This window comes from Anaeromassilibacillus sp. 1001302B_160321_C8, from assembly GCF_015554745.1.
GTDB lineage: Bacteria > Bacillota > Clostridia > Oscillospirales > Acutalibacteraceae > Anaeromassilibacillus > Anaeromassilibacillus stercoravium.
Map to the genome: position 1 here is coordinate 31,382 of NZ_JADNJD010000020.1, position 14,988 is coordinate 46,369.

Consider the following 14,988-nt stretch of genomic DNA (forward strand, 5'->3'; position numbering starts at 1 on the left):
CTCCTATTCTCCTATATAAGTAAATCGCTGAAACGTCTTTCCATCCCGCTCCACGGTTTCATTCCACATGGAGGCCGGGCGTACCCAGATTCCCCGCTCCCCATAGAGCGCCTGATAGACCACCATTTCCTCGCCGGTCTCAGAATGACGTGCCATACAAAACACTCGATATTCGCCGCCCTTAAAATGGCGGTATTTTCCCGGGCGAATTTGTTCCATGGTCCACTCCCTCCCATTCACTTTCCATTTTCTTCATTGAATTACATCTTTTCCTCTCGATTTGCTTGACTTTTTTTCCCAACCCTCGTATATTGGAGGGGAGTCCTTTTCTTTAGAAAAGGGCCCCTTGGATTGTATCACGGCGCGCCATCTCCTGGTCGATGCCGCCCAATACGGCGATTTTATCCAGGCTCCACAAGGGCGCCAGCAGCATTTCGCGCTGCCCGTCCCCGGTCACGCGCTCGATCACCGTCTCCGGTGGCAAACGCTCCAGCTGGGAACAGACCGTGCAAATGTAGGCTTCCCGCGTCATGGGCTCCAGTTTCCCGGCGGTGAATTCCTCTGCAAGAGGCGTTCCGCGCAGGATGTGCAAGAGATGCAGCTTTACGGCGTCCGGCCTCAATCGGCCGACCGCACGCGCTGTCTCCAACATCATGGATTGCGTCTCCCCCGGAAGGCCGTCGATCAGATGGACACAAACGCGGATACCATGGCCTTTTAGAATTTGGTAGGCGTGAAGGAACTCTGCATAGGAGTGCCCCCGGTGGATCCTCTCCGCTGTCCCGTCGTGGATGGTCTGTAGGCCAAGCTCAACGGTGAGGTAAGTCTGCTGGGAGAGCTGCGCGAGATACGCGACCGTTTCTTTTGGAAGGGCATCCGCGCGCGTTGCAATGCTCAGCCCGCACACGCCGTCCACCGAAAGCGCCTCCTCGTACTTCCTTTTCAGGGTATCCAACGGCGCATAGGTGTTGGTGTGCGCTTGAAAATAGGCAATCACAGGGGCGTCTTTCCATTTTAAATGGATACGGGCCTGCTCCTGCCGTACCTGATCGGAAACGGAGAGCGACGGCCCTGGTGCAAATGCACCGCTTCCACCCTGGCAATAGGTACAGCCGCCGGTTCCCCGCGTCCCGTCTAAATTCGGGCACGTAAAACCGGCGTCGATCGAAGCTTTAAAAACCCGCCTTCCGAATCGCTTTTTCAGGTGATATGCGAGCGTGTGATACCGTTTATTGTCATCCGCATACGGAAATGGATGCTCCATTTCTTTCCCTCTTTGCACTCAAAATATCTTTGCAACCTCTCCACATGTAAGATTTCTTTAAGAAATTCGTGGGTAGACTTGTAAGATTTTACTTGTAGAATAGCACGCAGAATCAAAAAGTGCAAGGGGCGTATCAATATGACGAAAGAAGGACCACTTTGTTGCAATACTTCGTTTTCCCATTCCAAGGACAAGCCGGAAAAGCCTGTCCAACAGGCGGAAGATGCTGCGTATCTGCGGCGCGGGCGTATTGTCAGCCTTATATCTCTCATTGGGTTTGTGATCTTTTCCATCGTATTTGCCGCTACAATCGGGCAAAAACTGATCGAATTCTTGGCGGACGGCAAGGCTTTTCGCGCATGGGTGGAGCAGCAAGGGATTCTAGGCCCGCTTACGCTGGTCGGAATCATGGTGTTACAGGTTGTAATTGCGATCATCCCCGGGGAAGCCGTGGAAATCGGCGCTGGGTATGCTTTTGGCGCAATCCCCGGCATGCTTCTCTGTTTGGTAGGCGCGGCGTTGGGTTCCGTGATCATCTATGGTTTGACGAAACAGTTCGGCATCCGGATGGTAGAGGCCTTCGTTTCGCGTGAAAAGATCCAGTCCTTGAAATTTCTTCAGAACACAAAAAAGTTAAATATCCTTATTTTTATATTATTTTTTATACCCGGTACGCCGAAGGATCTCTTTACCTATTTCATCGGACTGACCCCGATGAAATTGCGCACCTTTTTGATCCTTTCGAGCATCGCCCGCATTCCGTCCGTCATTTCCTCCACCATCGGCGGAGAGGCGCTCGGCTTGCAAAACTATACCTTTGCAATTGCCGTCTTTATCCTTACCGCGGCCATCAGTGGAATTGGCCTTTTAATCTATCGGAAAATTACTATACATTCAGCTGGAAAGAGGGAAAATCAATGAATTGGCAGCTCCTGATCAGCAACCGGATTATCAATGTGGGGTTTATTTCCTGGATGCTCTCCCAATTGATTAAAACGGGCATATTCTTATTGCAAAACAAGAAAATCAACCTAAAACGGTTGTCTGAATCGGGTGGGATGCCCAGCGCTCATTCTGCGTTGGGATGTTCTGTGGCAATCGCTACGGTACAGGAGGTCGGCTTTGCCTCCCCCATCGCCGCGCTTGCCCTATCGTTCGCCGCCGTCGTCCTATACGATGCAATGGGCGTGCGGCGCGCAGCGGGAGAACAGGCAAAAGCGATCAACCAGATCACAGAATATCTGGGAGAAACAGACAAAACGGGAAAAATGGCAGAAATCAAAGAATCCATTGGAACCTTGGAAGTTTCCTTAGGGCATACGCCGTTTGAAGTGTTATGCGGCGCGCTATTGGGCATCTGCGTGGCATTGCTTTCCGCATAAACGAACCGGGCACTGAAAAAGGAATTGTTTCAGTGCCCGGTCTTTTTGTTTATAATCGCCTCTTACTGTACACCTAGCTATAAAAGACGAACTGCCCCCGCGACGCTTTCATAGCGAAGCGGGGGCGTCGCTTTAAACGCACAAATCGTGCAATGTCCCAAACGTATACCCTTCTGCTTCCCATTTGCACAAGAGTTCATCGAGAATCTCCGCGTTTGTCTTGGAAGTGCTGTGCAACAGGACGACCGCTCCCGGATGGATGCGTGGGAGCAATTTACTGAACGCCTCCTCTTTGCTTGGCTGCTGATCCACATACCAGTCCACATAGGCCAGGCTCCAGAAAACGGTCTTATAGCCCAGTTCCTGGGCCTGTTTCAAATTGCTTTCGCTGTATTTCCCCTGGGGTGGGCGATAGAATTTTTCCATCTCCTGACCCGTGGTCTCTTTATACAGCGCCTCTAAGGAGGTTATTTCTTTCTTAAAATCTTCCATTGCAGAAATCTTCGACATATCCGGATGATGGTACGTATGGTTTCCAACAATGTGCCCCTCTGCGACCATCCGCTTAACCAGGTCGGGGCTGGTCTCAATATAATTTCCAACCACAAAAAAGGCGGCTTTCACGTTGTGCTTTTTTAAGGTATCCAAAATTGCCGGGGTATACCCGTTTTCATATCCTGCATCAAAGGTGAGGTAAATCGTTTTCTGTGAAGGGTCCCCTGCATAGTAAGCGTCGTATTGCTTTAAAGATGCAGCAGAGGCATTGCCGACCGGCGTTTTCCCCTCCTCCTGAAAGCTCAATCCCCAGTTGGTATTCGCCGAGGCGGATGCCGCGACGCTTGCATCTGTAACATGATGAAAAATCCCTGGCACCGCTGCCAAGAGCAGCAGGCAGAGCAGCCCAGCCAGAATCCATTTTTTCCGAAGCACAATGACCATATCTTCCACCGCCATTCTTGAAATCGATCATTCGCCTTACAACCGGCGCACAAATGGAATGGGATGCGGCAATTGAGGACGGAAAAGCCGCATCCCAATAGGAAGCCTGTCATTCCTATTTCCATATCTGTCATTTTATAGATATGCGCGAATTACCGGGTTCATGCCTCCCTTGCTTTTGAAAATCTCCAGAACGAGTAGGGCCTTCCACCAAAATCAAAAAGTGCCTTCCTATCCGAACGATAAGAAGACACTTTATATCTATGCAATCCATCCGAAGATACATTGCTTTTGCCCTCAACCTCCCATAGAAGTCTCAGGAAAAACGTATTCCTAAAATCCCGAATATGTAAAAGACCTGCTTCTCAATTAAGCATCCAGAGCGTTTCCAAAGAATTTGTCATGCACCGCAGCAACCGCTTTATCCGCATCCTTGCTGTCGATCAGGACGGAGATCTTGATTTCACTGGTAGAGATCATCTTGATGTTGATATTTGCCTCATAGAGGGCCTCAAACATCTCTGCGGCGATGCCCGGATGGGTCTCCATCCCCGCGCCAACCGCGGAAACTTTGGCAACATTTTCGTCATAGACCACGCTGGTGGCGCCGATCAGATCCACATAGGGGTTCAGCAGATCGATGGTCTCCTTGAGATTGTCATGGCTGACGGTGAAGCTGATGTCCTTCGTTCCGTTTCTGCCGATGGACTGCAAAATAATATCGACATTGATATTCTTAGCGGCCAACTTTGAGAAAATCTTAAAGGCAAGGCCCGGACGGTCCGGCACGCCAATGATCGACACACGTGCGACATCCTCGTCCTTTGCAATTCCGCTAATCATCATTTTTTCCACTTTGGTTGCCTCCTTCACAATGGTGCCCTTCGCCTTTGTCAGGCTGGAAAGTACCTCAAGCTCAATATTGTATTTCTTCGCCATCTCTACGGAACGATTGTTCAAAACCTGCGCGCCCAAAGAAGCAAGCTCCAGCATTTCGTCGTAAGAGATCACGCTCAACTTCCGCGCACCCTTCACTTTGCGCGGATCAGCCGTGAATACCCCTTCCACATCGGTGTAAATCTGGCAGAGGTCGGCATTCATGACCGCTGCAATCGCCACCGCACTGGTATCCGAACCGCCGCGTCCCAAGGTCGTCATATCGTCGTAGCGGTTGACCCCCTGGAATCCTGTCACGACCACGATATTTCTCTTGTCAATCTCCTTTTTAATGCGGTCCGGCGTCACGCGCTTAATCCGCGCCGTCCCATAGGCGGAGCTGGTATAAAAGCCGGCCTGCCATCCCAGCAGGGAAACCACCGGGAAGCCCAATTTCTCAATCGCCATCGCCAGCAGGGAAGCAGAGATCTGTTCGCCAGAGGTCAGCAGCATATCCATCTCACGCTTCGAGGCATTGGGATTGATTTCATTTGCTTTGGCAATCAGGTCGTCCGTAGTATCGCCTTGTGCAGAAACCACCACGACCACGTCATTGCCCTGCTTATATGTTTGGGTAACGATGTTGGCCACATTGAACAGGCGTTCGGCGTTTGCAACGGAAGTGCCGCCGAATTTTTGAACGATAAGGCTCATTGGTTTATCCTCCATCTCTCTATCAATAAAAGTACGTGAAGCGCCATCCCGTTCAGGATAACGTCTCAAAGCAAAAGCAAAGAGCTTCCTCGAGAGAAGCCGGAAAAAGGCACACGATTCTCCCGAACAAAGCTTTTATTCGATTGAAATTTGCGCCCCTTTGGAATCCGCATTCAAAATACGGATCTGCCAACCGGTGATCCCTTTTTCTTCCAGATGGCTGGCCGCATATTTGACAAAATTGTCCGTATCCGCCACATCAATCATGGAGATAATCGTGGGGCCGGCGCCGCTGACATAGGTGCCAAGGGAACCCAATTCATAGCTCAAGCGGAATACGCTGTCCAAATGGTCGATCAAGCCGGAACGATACGGCTGATGGATCTTATCCTGCACCGCTACACGCAAATTTTCCAATTTACCGGAGAACAAGGATGCCGTCATCAACGCGGAACGCGAAAGGTTATATACGGCGTCCGCACGGGCGTATGTCTCCGGAAGCACCGAACGGGCCTTCTCCGTTTTGAGTTCAAACGGCGGGATAAACAGGGCAAAGCGAATCTTTTCGGAGACTGGGACGCTCACGCTGTAGACGCGGCCCGCCTCAATGGCAGAAGCAACCAGACCTCCCTCAATGGCAGGGGTCGTGTTGTCCGGATGGCCTTCAATTTCCGCCGCCAGGTTGATCAACTCCGTTGTGCTGAGGGGACTTCCCAGCAGGCGGTTCGCTCCTAAAATACCTGCCACAATGCAGGCGGAGCTGCTCCCCAGGCCGCGCGCCATGGGGATGTCGTTTTGTTGAATCAATTTCAGGCCGGGAAGCTTGCGCCCACATTTCTCATAGACCTGCCTCGCCGCCCAAAAGATGAGGTTGTTCTCATCCGTGGGGATCTTTACGTCATCTTTGGAGGAAATATCCAGGGTATCGGACTCCTCCATCCAGACCTGATTGTACATCGTCAATGCGATCCCAAGGGAATCAAAGCCAGAGCCCAAGTTGGCGCTGGTTGCCGGAATCTGTATTCTTATCATGCTCTACGACTCTCCTATATTCTATATGTCATTTACAGTTCTCCGATGCGGATGGTATTCTCGATGGCCACGCCCAGCTCGGAAAGCTTCTTCAATTTCTCCACAATGGCACGCTCCGGCATGGTTTCCGTGACAAAGGCAATTTCGCCAGCAGGTGCATTCTTGCGCGTCAAATGGTTGATCTTCCCCAAGAGATGGTTGGCATTGCCAAGGGCAAGTGCCTCGTTGTCCGTATGTGCGCGCACGTACATGCTTACCTTGTCGTCGAGATAATCCTCCACATAATCCGGGCTTCCTTCTCCCCAGAAGAGGTACTTTCTCGCCTTAAAGTGTTTGACGCAATCGATCACGTCGGCCACAACTGCGCTGGCCGTAGGCAGCTTTCCAGCGCCCTTTCCGTAGAACACCACGTCGCCGGTGGAGTCCCCGCGTACCATGATACCGTTAAATACGTCGTCCACATTGGCAAGCTGGCTTTCGCGCGGAATGAACATCGGGCATACAATAATCTGAAGCTTTCCGCTCTCCATCTGCTTCACACGGCCAATCAACTTTACCACGCCGCCCCACTGCTCAGCATACTCGACATCGGCGAGCGAAATATTGGTAATGCCCTCCGTGTGGACTTGCTCCGGATACACATGGCGTCCGAACGCCAGAGAAGCCAAAATACAAATCTTCCGGCACGCATCGGCGCCCTCGACATCCGCAGCGGGATTGCGCTCCGCGTAGCCCAGCTTCTGCGCCAAAGCCAATGCATCCTGGAAATCCATTGAATCATGGATCATCTTGGTCAAAATGAAATTCGTCGTACCGTTCAAAATACCCGCGATTTCAATAACGTCGTTGGCTGCCAGGCACTGGCTGATCGGGCGGATGATCGGGATGCCGCCGCCCACACTGGCCTCAAAGAGGAAGTTCACGTTCTTTTCCTGCGCTACCTTCAAAAGCTCCGCGCCCTTCGTTGCCACCAGCTCCTTGTTGGACGTCACAACGCTCTTGCCGGCTTCCATGCAGCGCATCGAATATTCAAACGCCGGATGCAAGCCGCCCATCACTTCCACTACCACGCGGACTTCTGGATCGTTTATGATATCGTCAAACGATTTGGTGAATTTATCCGCAAAAGGGCTGTCCGGAAATTCCCGTAAATCCAGAATATATTTGATTCCAATCTCTTCTTTTGCACGCTTTGCAATGTGGTCCGTATGCGTCGTAAGGACCTCTACCACGCCGGAACCGACTACACCGTAGCCCATAACTGCTATCTGAACCATTTTTCACCAGCACTCCCTATTCTATATTCGTCACTCTCGCCCAACTTTACCAACTTGTAAATGGGCAAATTTTTACTGCTCTTTCCCCGACCGCCCTTCAAAAAGGCCACCGGCATTTGCTATCCTCAAGGGATGTTCTGCAAACATACAAAAACAGATTCCCCGCTCCAAGAGCACAGAAACATGTTTACAGTTTACCATTTTTTAAACGGACATTCAATATCAAAAAACACAACAATCTTTGCTTTAACAGGTTAATTTATAAAACTGTTGTCAAAAATGCAACGAAAAGAGGGGATGCGTTTCCGCATCCCCACATATTTTTCAAACATTCAATCATCCAACGGGCACAATCCCCGGCGGCAAAGTGTCGTCCCCGGGCGTCACCACAACATTATTGTCCGTATTCCCTTCCGGCTCCTGAGGTGGAACCTGAGACGGCTGCGAAGGAGTCTCCGGTACAGGTTCCGTTTCCTCCGGCACACTGGAATCCGTTGGTGGTTCTGTCACCTGCGAGGAAGTTGCGGGGTCCGTCGGCGTTGTTCCCTCCGGCGTCTCACCTTCGTCCCCGGCCGACGAGGTCTCATCCCCTTCAACAGGATGTTCCATATCACATCTTTCTGGCATTTCGTCTTTTTTGTACCAACCGGTCCCCGTTCTGGGACAGCTCCCCGTCGCCAGTTTGCCGCTCTGCTGGCAGAACGTCGCCGAAACAACATTTTCGTCATAGGTAAATTCCAGTGGCTCTTTATTCTCCAAGTACTGCGACATGATTCCCTGCCAAATGGAGATGGCATACTTGGTTTCCGTGTTGTTCATCGCTGTCGGCGTATCGCGATACCCCGTCCAGATGCCCGCAAGGGCATAGGGCGTACCGCCGATGAACCAGCTATCCTTCTGGTCGTTTGTCGTGCCGGTTTTACCAAACACTTCCCAACCGGAGATCGCCGCCCGGCGGCCGCTGCCCTGCGAACCGGTGATTACGCGGTTCAGCAAGTGATGCATAATCGACGATGTTGTGGAAGAAATCGCCTGTACAGGCTCCTTGTTCCGGTTGTCCAGAATCACGTTTCCATCATGGTCTTCTACATAATAGTACGTATACGGTTCTGTAAACTTTCCGCCGTTCGCAAAAATCTGGAACGCCGCCGTCATCTCACGCACGGTGACGCCTTCGCTCATTCCGCCTATGGCGATCGGCGCGATGTTGTTATCCGCTGGTTGTAGGCTCGTGAAATGGAGCTTATCCTTTAGGAACGTATACCCAACTTCTGGCGTAATCTCCTTACAGATACGCGCCGCCGGTGCGTTTCTGGAGTTCTCCAGCGCAAATTCCACCGTCATATTTCCTAAATACCGGTTGTCAAAGTTGTTGGGACCCGGCTTATCACCGTTCCAATTTTCCAATGGCGCATCTTCTACGATCGTTGAATAATTGATGGCCCCCAGTTCGATCGCGGGCGCATAAACGCCGATCGGCTTAATCGTGGAACCAGGCTGCCGCTGTGCATCGGTCGCCAGATTCAACGGACGGTTCCGCGTCTTTTCGCGCGCACCGACCACCGCCAGTACACGCCCATCGTAATCCATCGCAATATAACCTAGGTCGATCTCCTGGTTTTGCGGCAGGTTTTCCGTGTTGTTTACAAAGGATTCTGCAATGCTCTGCATTTCCTGATCCATTGCGCAGTAAATTTTCAAACCGTCGTGGTAAATCATGTCCTCCGCCTTCGCACTGGTGCAGCTGTACAGCTCCATCAGGTCCTCTTTGACATCCTCAAACATGGTCTCCACGTACCAGTTCCAGATCTCTGTGCTGCCACCGCCGCTCTCCTGCTTTTTGCCGACAAACGTCATGTGGCGGGACTTCTCCATCGCCTCGTCATACTCCGCCTTGGTGATCTTTCCCTGGTCATACATTTCCCCTAAAACGACCTGCTGGCGTTCCATGTTGTTTTCCGGGTGTACCAGGGGCGTATACCGCGACGGATTCTGGGTAATTCCAGCAATTGCAGCGCATTCTGCGATATCGCAATCCTGGATGTCCTTACCAAAATAGAGGTTCGCCGCCGCCTGTACCCCATTGGTGCCACTGCCAAAATTGACCACATTGAGGTATGCCTCCAGAATCTGTTCCCGGCTGTACTCTTTGTTCAGATTCAACGCGCGGAAGATTTCCTTCACTTTGCGGGTCAGGCTGACGTCCTTATCGCCTGTCACATTCTTAATGAGCTGTTGGGTAATGGTAGAGCCGCCGTAGCTGCTGCCCTCTGAAAAAAGCTGCGTCACAGCGCCCAGCGTGCGCCGCCAATCCACGCCATTGTGTTCCCAAAAGCGCTTGTCCTCGATGGCGACAATGGCATCCTTCATTGCCTGGGGGATCTGGCCGTAGTCTACCCAGACGCGGTTTTCATTGCTGTAGAGGCTCTGATACTCCACCGGGTTCCCGTTTTCATCGTAAACATAGATGAAGCTTGTGTAGTTGAGCTTGAGCTTATTGAGGTCATAGGCCATCGTTTCATCCTTCATACTCCAAATGAAGGAGACCAAAAACGCCCCCACGATGGTTCCTGTGATCATCAAAATTGCCAGCAGCGTAATCAACGCTTTTGCCAGAATTTTCCCGATCGACCGTGCGGTATCGGACGCGCTGTTGTCCTTCACGGGGCCGGTATTGCTGAACTTGCTGATGTCGGTTTTTCGCATATTGCGCCTCCTTTCACACTCTCCGGACATCCCGCGCACAATCAGAAAGTGCGGGGTCCTGTATATTTTACCGAATTTTCCAAATAATACCCATGAGGTGATGATCTGTGAAAAAACTGATGATCGTGCTGGCCTGTCTGGACGTCCTGGTTCTCGCCCTGCTGCTGATGGGCTATCCACAACGGTGGTTCCTTCCAGAAACGGCAGAAGAATCCAGCTCAAATATACTGTATTATACCCCTGAGACATTGTCAAGTCAAGAAAGCAGCGGTGCGTACGCCATGGCAAGCCATGTCACGGTGTATACTGTGCGCACATACGAAGGGCGCATCGGCATCTTCCTGAATGACAGCAAAGTCCCCTTTGAGGAATTGGATGTAGATGTCGGCCTTCTCCCCGAGGCCGACCAGGTTCTTTTGGAGGAAGGCATCCGCGTAACGGATCGGGAACACCTCAACCGCTTGATTGAGGACTACGAAAGTTAGCGCCAGATTTCAGCGGTCCCCCTTTCTCTTAACACACAAAAACGCCACACCTGCTGGCGTGGCGTTTTTCAAATGGGGAAGGTTTTATTTCATGTTTTCCTCATAACGCTGGATCATCGTCTTGACCATCTGGCCGCCGACAGAACCAGCCTCACGGGAAGTCAAATCGCCATTGTAACCCTGCTTCAGGTTCACACCGACCTCTGCAGCAGCTTCCATCTTAAACTTATCGAGAGCCGCACGAGCTTCCGGAACAACATTCTTATTATTCGATCTAGACATCATAAAACACTCCTTAAATTTTTGTTTTTGAATTTGTTTTGCGTTTGCCTTCCTATTTTGCGTACCATGCGTTGTTTTATGATTGTCAATTTTTGTAGGGTTTTTAAATGACGTATCCATAGGAGGAATCCACGCCCGCCATCAACAGCACCATACATACCGCAAGCATCTGGCGGGGACTGACTGCCGAATGGAGTTCCACTGTGATATCCCGCGGCTCTACCACGTCGCCGCTGACCGTTGTGATGCTTCGTTGCAGGCTAAGTGCCGCCGCGCCATAATCGAGGCTAGAGATAGAAAGCGTTTCTTTGGCGCACATCCCACAGGTCACAGCCGCCGCCCCTGCAGCACGCAATAATGCTGCCGCACGCTGGTTTTGTGGTTCAAATGCACAAAGGAATCCGTCCGGGATGGCAATTGGCATGTCCGAATCAAAACTGTTTTTTAAAAATAAAATCCCGCTGCTTCCTTCCACCTTTGGGATCCGCTCACAGTCGCAGACCAAAAAGCGTGCCTCATCCTCGCCAATCTTTCGGAGAAGTTCCGGATGAATATACCGCACTCCCCCATATCTTGTCAGGGCTGGCAAAAGTGCTTTCACAATGGACTGGTCGTTGCTTTTCCCACAGAGAAGAATATCGGTCATTCACTTGCACGCTCCAAACCGGCCGAAGCCGAACATTCTGAAACCGGGACGACACAAGTGCAGTATGTACCATTCCACTGGATATTATGTAAAAAGACGAACAAAATTATGGGTTCTCTTTCCAATGCCCTTTGGAGAGAAAGTCCTCCAGATAATCGTGCAGCTGCTGCGCCATCTCCCGGTCTAACTGGATGCTGAGAGGGCGCAAGTCCATTCCCATTTCCTGCCCAGCTGCATGAACCCACATGGAAAAATACGCATCGTTCGTGTTGATGTCCATCACCGTGCGGCTTTCCACACGGATCGGCCGGCTGCATTTGCGAATATGGGTAATCCGTGCCATCTTTTCTGCCTCCCATCCTTTCTATATAATATTGAAATATTGAAGCGCTAAAATAGCTCCGAGACGGTTACAAATGTATATCCCTCATCTTGAAGAATCTCCAATAGGCTTTCCAAAGCAGTGGGCGTATTAAGCGCGCTGCTCTGAAACCGCACGATGGAACCCGGACGAATCTGCTCCACGATCTGATTGCAGATCTGCTCGGGAGGAAGATTTTTCCAGTCCAAGGAATCGATGTCCCATTGGATGGAAAGCATCCCCTCCCCTTGTGCAGTGGAAAGGAGTTCCGGGCTATATGCCCCATAGGGTGCGCGAAAAAGCCCGGGCTTTTTCCCGGTGATCTGCTCCAAGACGCGATTGCACGCCTGCAAATCCGCTGCTTGCTCTTCCGGAGAAAGCTTCTGCATATTCGAATGGGCCATGGAATGGCTGCCCAGCTCGCAATCCGCCATGGCAATCTGAAGGACGGATTCGCGGTGCGTTTCCGCCCAGCGCCCCACGACAAAAAAGGTCGCTTTGGCCCGGTACTTCTTGAGAATGCGGAGCAATTCCCCGGTCTGTACGTCCGTCCACTCCACGTCAAAGGACAGGGCAACCTGCTTTTCCGCCGTATCCACACGGCAGACGGGTTCCTGTATCTTCCGTGCATCGGCCATGATGGGGGCGATCTGGTATATAGTCAAATAAAACACAACGAAGATCGCTAATACACCACATAATAAGGAAAGCAGCCGCTTGCGTGGAAACCAGAACAATACCATTTCCGTACATAGCCGGAGCGAACGCCTACCGTTGTGCCGGAGGAGCAGTTTGTCCTTTCTTCTGAAAGAAACGCTTCATGGCCTGTTCGGTACGCCGTACAAATATCTGCCTACCCTGCTCCTTCTTGGAGACCGGTTTCCCCGATCTTTCCTGCATAACCACGCCACCCTTCTTACCGCTGTCCATCCATGTGCAAAAGGGAAAAGTTCCATGCCTTACCATGCACATGTCTGCAAAATGGATATGCAAGGGCATTGTGGAATATGCGGCCGCTTTCTCGGGCTTCGCATAAACTGAGAAAGACCTCTCTTATTTTATCAAAAATGGAGGTGAAATGCGATGTCCGAGAAAGGAATTCAGTCCCTGCCCGCCGATGTAACCCGGCAGTTGCAGGTTCTCACCCGATCACAGTGGTTTATCATGGTCACCGTCTGTGCCATTCTGCTATCCTATTATTCGGTAAGCCTCATGAAACAAAAACTGGTGTGCACGGCGACGGATCCGGCTCTGTGCAAGTGCCTGCCGGAGACGCTCCCCATCCAGACCTTTTCCAGCATTCTGATCCTGCTTGCCCTTACCTTTTATGTGGGCCTCTCTGGGAAAACCGTTTGTCAAGCAAAGCAGCAGGGCAATCCCAAACAAATCCACACCTCATCTCTCAACCACACTGCCAATCTTTTGGTACTGATCGCGGGAATGATCCGCTTTGGGCTTTTGATCGCACAGGATCGCGCCGAGAGTTCTCTGTGGCGCAGGGATGATCCCGAAAATCCCGCACATACTAAACGGTGAGATTCCCCTGTATACAGGAGGATAAACAGGAAAGTAGGGATTCTGTCATGAGTAAAATTGTTGTAATCGGCGCCAATCACGCCGGAACCGCCGCGGTCAACACCATCTTGGATACAGCCCCTGACCAACATCAGGTGGTGGTTTTCGACGCCAATTCCAACATCAGTTTTTTGGGGTGCGGCATGGCGCTCTGGATCGGCGGCCAAATCTCCGGGCCGGAAGGGTTGTTCTATTCCTCACAAAAGCTTCTACAACAAAAAGGCGCTCTTGTGCACATGCTGACCACGGTGACAAAAATCGATTTTGACCGTAAGATTGTCTATGCGGAGGGTTACGACCACGCCCGCTATGAAGAACCATATGAAAAATTGATTTTGGCAACCGGTTCCCAACCAATCATCCCGGATATTCCCGGCAAAGACTTGGAAAACGTCCAATTGGTCAAACGGTACCAGGATGCGGACGAGGTCATCCAAAAACTCCACACCGATCAAATACAGAAGGTCGCCGTCATTGGGGCCGGATACATCGGTGTGGAGCTGGCGGAGGCATTTAAGCGCAATGGCAAAGAGGTTGTCTTGATCGACTGTGCGCCCACCTGCCTGTCCGGATACTATGACAGCGATTTCACAAACTTGATGTCCGAAGTGCTGGAAAAAAATGGCGTCCAGTTGGCCTTTGGCGAAAGCGTCACACGGATAGAAGGCACAAACCGTGTAGAAAAAATCCTAACAGATCAAAACGAATACGACGCGGACATGGCGGTGCTGGCCGTTGGATTCCGTCCCAATTCGAAGCTCGGCGGGGAGCGGCTGGAGCGTTTCCGCAACGGCGCATATCGGGTCAACCGGCAGCAGCGCACCAATTTGCCGGACGTCTACGCCATTGGCGACTGCGCGACCGTCTATGACAATTCAACCGGAGACGTGAATTACATCGCACTCGCCAGCAATGCGGTGCGCTCCGGCATCGTTGCCGCAGTAAACGCCTGCGGCGGTCAAATCGAGACGGAAGGCGTCCAGGGATCGAACGGAATCAGCATCTGGGGATTCAATATGGTTTCCACCGGCCTCTCCCTCGAAAAAGCGCGGCGGTATGGGTTGGATGTGTGCGCCGCCGATTTCGAGGACTACCAAAAGCCACGCTTTATGAACCATAATGAAAAGGTGAAGATCCGGATTGTTTACCGTCGGGATAACCGCGTGATCGTCGGCACGCAGATGGCCTCCCGCTATGACATTTCCATGGGGATTCACCTCTTCTCCCTGGCCATTCAGGAGAAGGTCACCATCGACCGCCTGAAGCTCCTGGATCTCTTCTTCCTGCCGCATTTTAACCAACCGTACAACTATATTACTATGGCTGCATTAAACGCAGAATAAACGGATAAAATCCGGATTCTTTCCTGAAATGAAGTGACCCCGAAAAGTTAGACAATATTTTTGAAGAAATTGCTCAAGCAACCGAAAGGGCTTGTTGTCTGTGAAG

Annotated in this window: 16 protein-coding genes; 5 read left to right on the forward strand and 11 right to left on the reverse strand. The window is 51.4% G+C overall.

Features of this window, described 5'->3' with window-relative positions; genetic code table 11:
- Positions 1 to 3: 3 nt before the first annotated feature.
- Both I2E77_RS12230 and I2E77_RS12235 read right to left on the reverse strand, forming a co-directional pair.
- Positions 4 to 219: a DUF1653 domain-containing protein gene (locus I2E77_RS12230; RefSeq protein WP_087231747.1), complete on the reverse strand. Its 216-nt coding sequence runs from the start codon at positions 217 to 219 to the stop codon at positions 4 to 6.
- A gap of 112 nt (positions 220 to 331) precedes the next feature.
- Positions 332 to 1,264: a TIGR01212 family radical SAM protein gene (locus I2E77_RS12235; RefSeq protein ID WP_195451322.1), complete on the reverse strand. Its 933-nt coding sequence runs from the start codon at positions 1,262 to 1,264 to the stop codon at positions 332 to 334.
- Between the two features lie 138 nt (positions 1,265 to 1,402).
- On the opposite strand from I2E77_RS12235, the gene I2E77_RS12240 reads away from it, so the two are divergent.
- Complete coding sequence (locus I2E77_RS12240; protein ID WP_195451323.1) at positions 1,403 to 2,185, forward strand: TVP38/TMEM64 family protein; 783 nt, start codon at positions 1,403 to 1,405, stop codon at positions 2,183 to 2,185.
- The gene (locus I2E77_RS12245) at positions 2,182 to 2,646 is read left to right on the forward strand and encodes a divergent PAP2 family protein (RefSeq protein ID WP_087231739.1); all 465 of its coding nucleotides are present in this window, start codon (positions 2,182 to 2,184) and stop codon (positions 2,644 to 2,646) included. The genes I2E77_RS12240 and I2E77_RS12245 overlap by 4 nt, the downstream gene beginning before the upstream one ends.
- Positions 2,647 to 2,778: 132 nt before the next feature.
- Here the strand turns inward: I2E77_RS12245 and pdaA are convergent, their stop codons facing one another.
- The 5 genes from pdaA to I2E77_RS12270 form a co-directional block, all read right to left on the reverse strand.
- Positions 2,779 to 3,585, reverse strand: a complete 807-nt coding sequence (pdaA, locus tag I2E77_RS12250) for a delta-lactam-biosynthetic de-N-acetylase (protein WP_087232261.1) — start codon at positions 3,583 to 3,585, stop codon at positions 2,779 to 2,781.
- A 369-nt stretch (positions 3,586 to 3,954) separates the two neighbouring features.
- Positions 3,955 to 5,175 (reverse strand): aspartate kinase, encoded by a 1,221-nt coding sequence (locus I2E77_RS12255; protein ID WP_087231738.1) that lies wholly within the window; start codon positions 5,173 to 5,175, stop codon positions 3,955 to 3,957.
- A 135-nt stretch (positions 5,176 to 5,310) separates the two neighbouring features.
- Positions 5,311 to 6,207 (reverse strand): homoserine kinase, encoded by an 897-nt coding sequence (gene thrB, locus I2E77_RS12260; RefSeq protein WP_087231735.1) that lies wholly within the window; start codon positions 6,205 to 6,207, stop codon positions 5,311 to 5,313.
- Between the two features lie 32 nt (positions 6,208 to 6,239).
- On the reverse strand, positions 6,240 to 7,484 hold the full coding sequence (locus I2E77_RS12265) for a homoserine dehydrogenase (RefSeq protein ID WP_191395347.1): 1,245 nt from the start codon (positions 7,482 to 7,484) through the stop codon (positions 6,240 to 6,242).
- Between the two features lie 336 nt (positions 7,485 to 7,820).
- Complete coding sequence (locus tag I2E77_RS12270; RefSeq protein WP_195451324.1) at positions 7,821 to 10,190, reverse strand: PBP1A family penicillin-binding protein; 2,370 nt, start codon at positions 10,188 to 10,190, stop codon at positions 7,821 to 7,823.
- Positions 10,191 to 10,297: 107 nt separating this feature from the next.
- Between I2E77_RS12270 and I2E77_RS12275 the strand changes: the two genes are divergently transcribed.
- Positions 10,298 to 10,675 carry a BofC C-terminal domain-containing protein gene (locus I2E77_RS12275; RefSeq protein ID WP_191362877.1) on the forward strand — a complete coding sequence of 126 codons (378 nt, stop codon included), beginning with the start codon at positions 10,298 to 10,300 and terminating at the stop codon, positions 10,673 to 10,675.
- Between the two features lie 84 nt (positions 10,676 to 10,759).
- Here I2E77_RS12275 and I2E77_RS12280 read toward each other — a convergent pair whose 3' ends face one another.
- From I2E77_RS12280 to I2E77_RS12295, 4 genes are all read right to left on the reverse strand, one after another.
- A complete protein-coding gene (locus I2E77_RS12280; RefSeq protein ID WP_054323039.1) occupies positions 10,760 to 10,957 on the reverse strand; it encodes an alpha/beta-type small acid-soluble spore protein in 198 nt (65 codons plus the stop codon).
- 103 nt (positions 10,958 to 11,060) lie between these two features.
- Complete coding sequence (locus I2E77_RS12285; RefSeq protein ID WP_191441374.1) at positions 11,061 to 11,603, reverse strand: hypothetical protein; 543 nt, start codon at positions 11,601 to 11,603, stop codon at positions 11,061 to 11,063.
- 106 nt (positions 11,604 to 11,709) lie between these two features.
- Positions 11,710 to 11,946: a hypothetical protein gene (locus tag I2E77_RS12290; RefSeq protein ID WP_087231722.1), complete on the reverse strand. Its 237-nt coding sequence runs from the start codon at positions 11,944 to 11,946 to the stop codon at positions 11,710 to 11,712.
- A gap of 47 nt (positions 11,947 to 11,993) precedes the next feature.
- Positions 11,994 to 12,638, reverse strand: a complete 645-nt coding sequence (locus I2E77_RS12295) for a polysaccharide deacetylase family protein (protein WP_195451325.1) — start codon at positions 12,636 to 12,638, stop codon at positions 11,994 to 11,996.
- A gap of 409 nt (positions 12,639 to 13,047) precedes the next feature.
- Here I2E77_RS12295 and I2E77_RS12300 point away from each other — a divergent pair, with 409 nt between their 5' ends.
- Together I2E77_RS12300 and nox are read left to right on the forward strand one after the other, a co-directional pair.
- Positions 13,048 to 13,500 (forward strand): hypothetical protein, encoded by a 453-nt coding sequence (locus I2E77_RS12300; protein ID WP_087231716.1) that lies wholly within the window; start codon positions 13,048 to 13,050, stop codon positions 13,498 to 13,500.
- A 47-nt stretch (positions 13,501 to 13,547) separates the two neighbouring features.
- A complete protein-coding gene (gene nox, locus I2E77_RS12305; RefSeq protein ID WP_195451326.1) occupies positions 13,548 to 14,882 on the forward strand; it encodes a H2O-forming NADH oxidase in 1,335 nt (444 codons plus the stop codon).
- The last annotated feature ends 106 nt before the right edge of the window (positions 14,883 to 14,988 follow it).

What these genes read in the sequence shown, in the direction of transcription:
- I2E77_RS12230 (WP_087231747.1), bottom strand. Translation starts at nt 219, where the DNA reads ATGGAACAAATTCGCCCGGGAAAATACCGCCATTTTAAGGGCGGCGAA.
- I2E77_RS12235 (WP_195451322.1), bottom strand. Translation starts at nt 1,264, where the DNA reads ATGGAGCATCCATTTCCGTATGCGGATGACAATAAACGGTATCACACG.
- I2E77_RS12240 (WP_195451323.1), top strand. Translation starts at nt 1,403, where the DNA reads ATGACGAAAGAAGGACCACTTTGTTGCAATACTTCGTTTTCCCATTCC.
- I2E77_RS12245 (WP_087231739.1), top strand. Translation starts at nt 2,182, where the DNA reads ATGAATTGGCAGCTCCTGATCAGCAACCGGATTATCAATGTGGGGTTT.
- pdaA (WP_087232261.1), bottom strand. Translation starts at nt 3,585, where the DNA reads ATGGTCATTGTGCTTCGGAAAAAATGGATTCTGGCTGGGCTGCTCTGC.
- I2E77_RS12255 (WP_087231738.1), bottom strand. Translation starts at nt 5,175, where the DNA reads ATGAGCCTTATCGTTCAAAAATTCGGCGGCACTTCCGTTGCAAACGCC.
- thrB (WP_087231735.1), bottom strand. Translation starts at nt 6,207, where the DNA reads ATGATAAGAATACAGATTCCGGCAACCAGCGCCAACTTGGGCTCTGGC.
- I2E77_RS12265 (WP_191395347.1), bottom strand. Translation starts at nt 7,484, where the DNA reads ATGGTTCAGATAGCAGTTATGGGCTACGGTGTAGTCGGTTCCGGCGTG.
- I2E77_RS12270 (WP_195451324.1), bottom strand. Translation starts at nt 10,190, where the DNA reads ATGCGAAAAACCGACATCAGCAAGTTCAGCAATACCGGCCCCGTGAAG.
- I2E77_RS12280 (WP_054323039.1), bottom strand. Translation starts at nt 10,957, where the DNA reads ATGTCTAGATCGAATAATAAGAATGTTGTTCCGGAAGCTCGTGCGGCT.
- I2E77_RS12285 (WP_191441374.1), bottom strand. Translation starts at nt 11,603, where the DNA reads ATGACCGATATTCTTCTCTGTGGGAAAAGCAACGACCAGTCCATTGTG.
- I2E77_RS12290 (WP_087231722.1), bottom strand. Translation starts at nt 11,946, where the DNA reads ATGGCACGGATTACCCATATTCGCAAATGCAGCCGGCCGATCCGTGTG.
- I2E77_RS12300 (WP_087231716.1), top strand. Translation starts at nt 13,048, where the DNA reads ATGTCCGAGAAAGGAATTCAGTCCCTGCCCGCCGATGTAACCCGGCAG.
- nox (WP_195451326.1), top strand. Translation starts at nt 13,548, where the DNA reads ATGAGTAAAATTGTTGTAATCGGCGCCAATCACGCCGGAACCGCCGCG.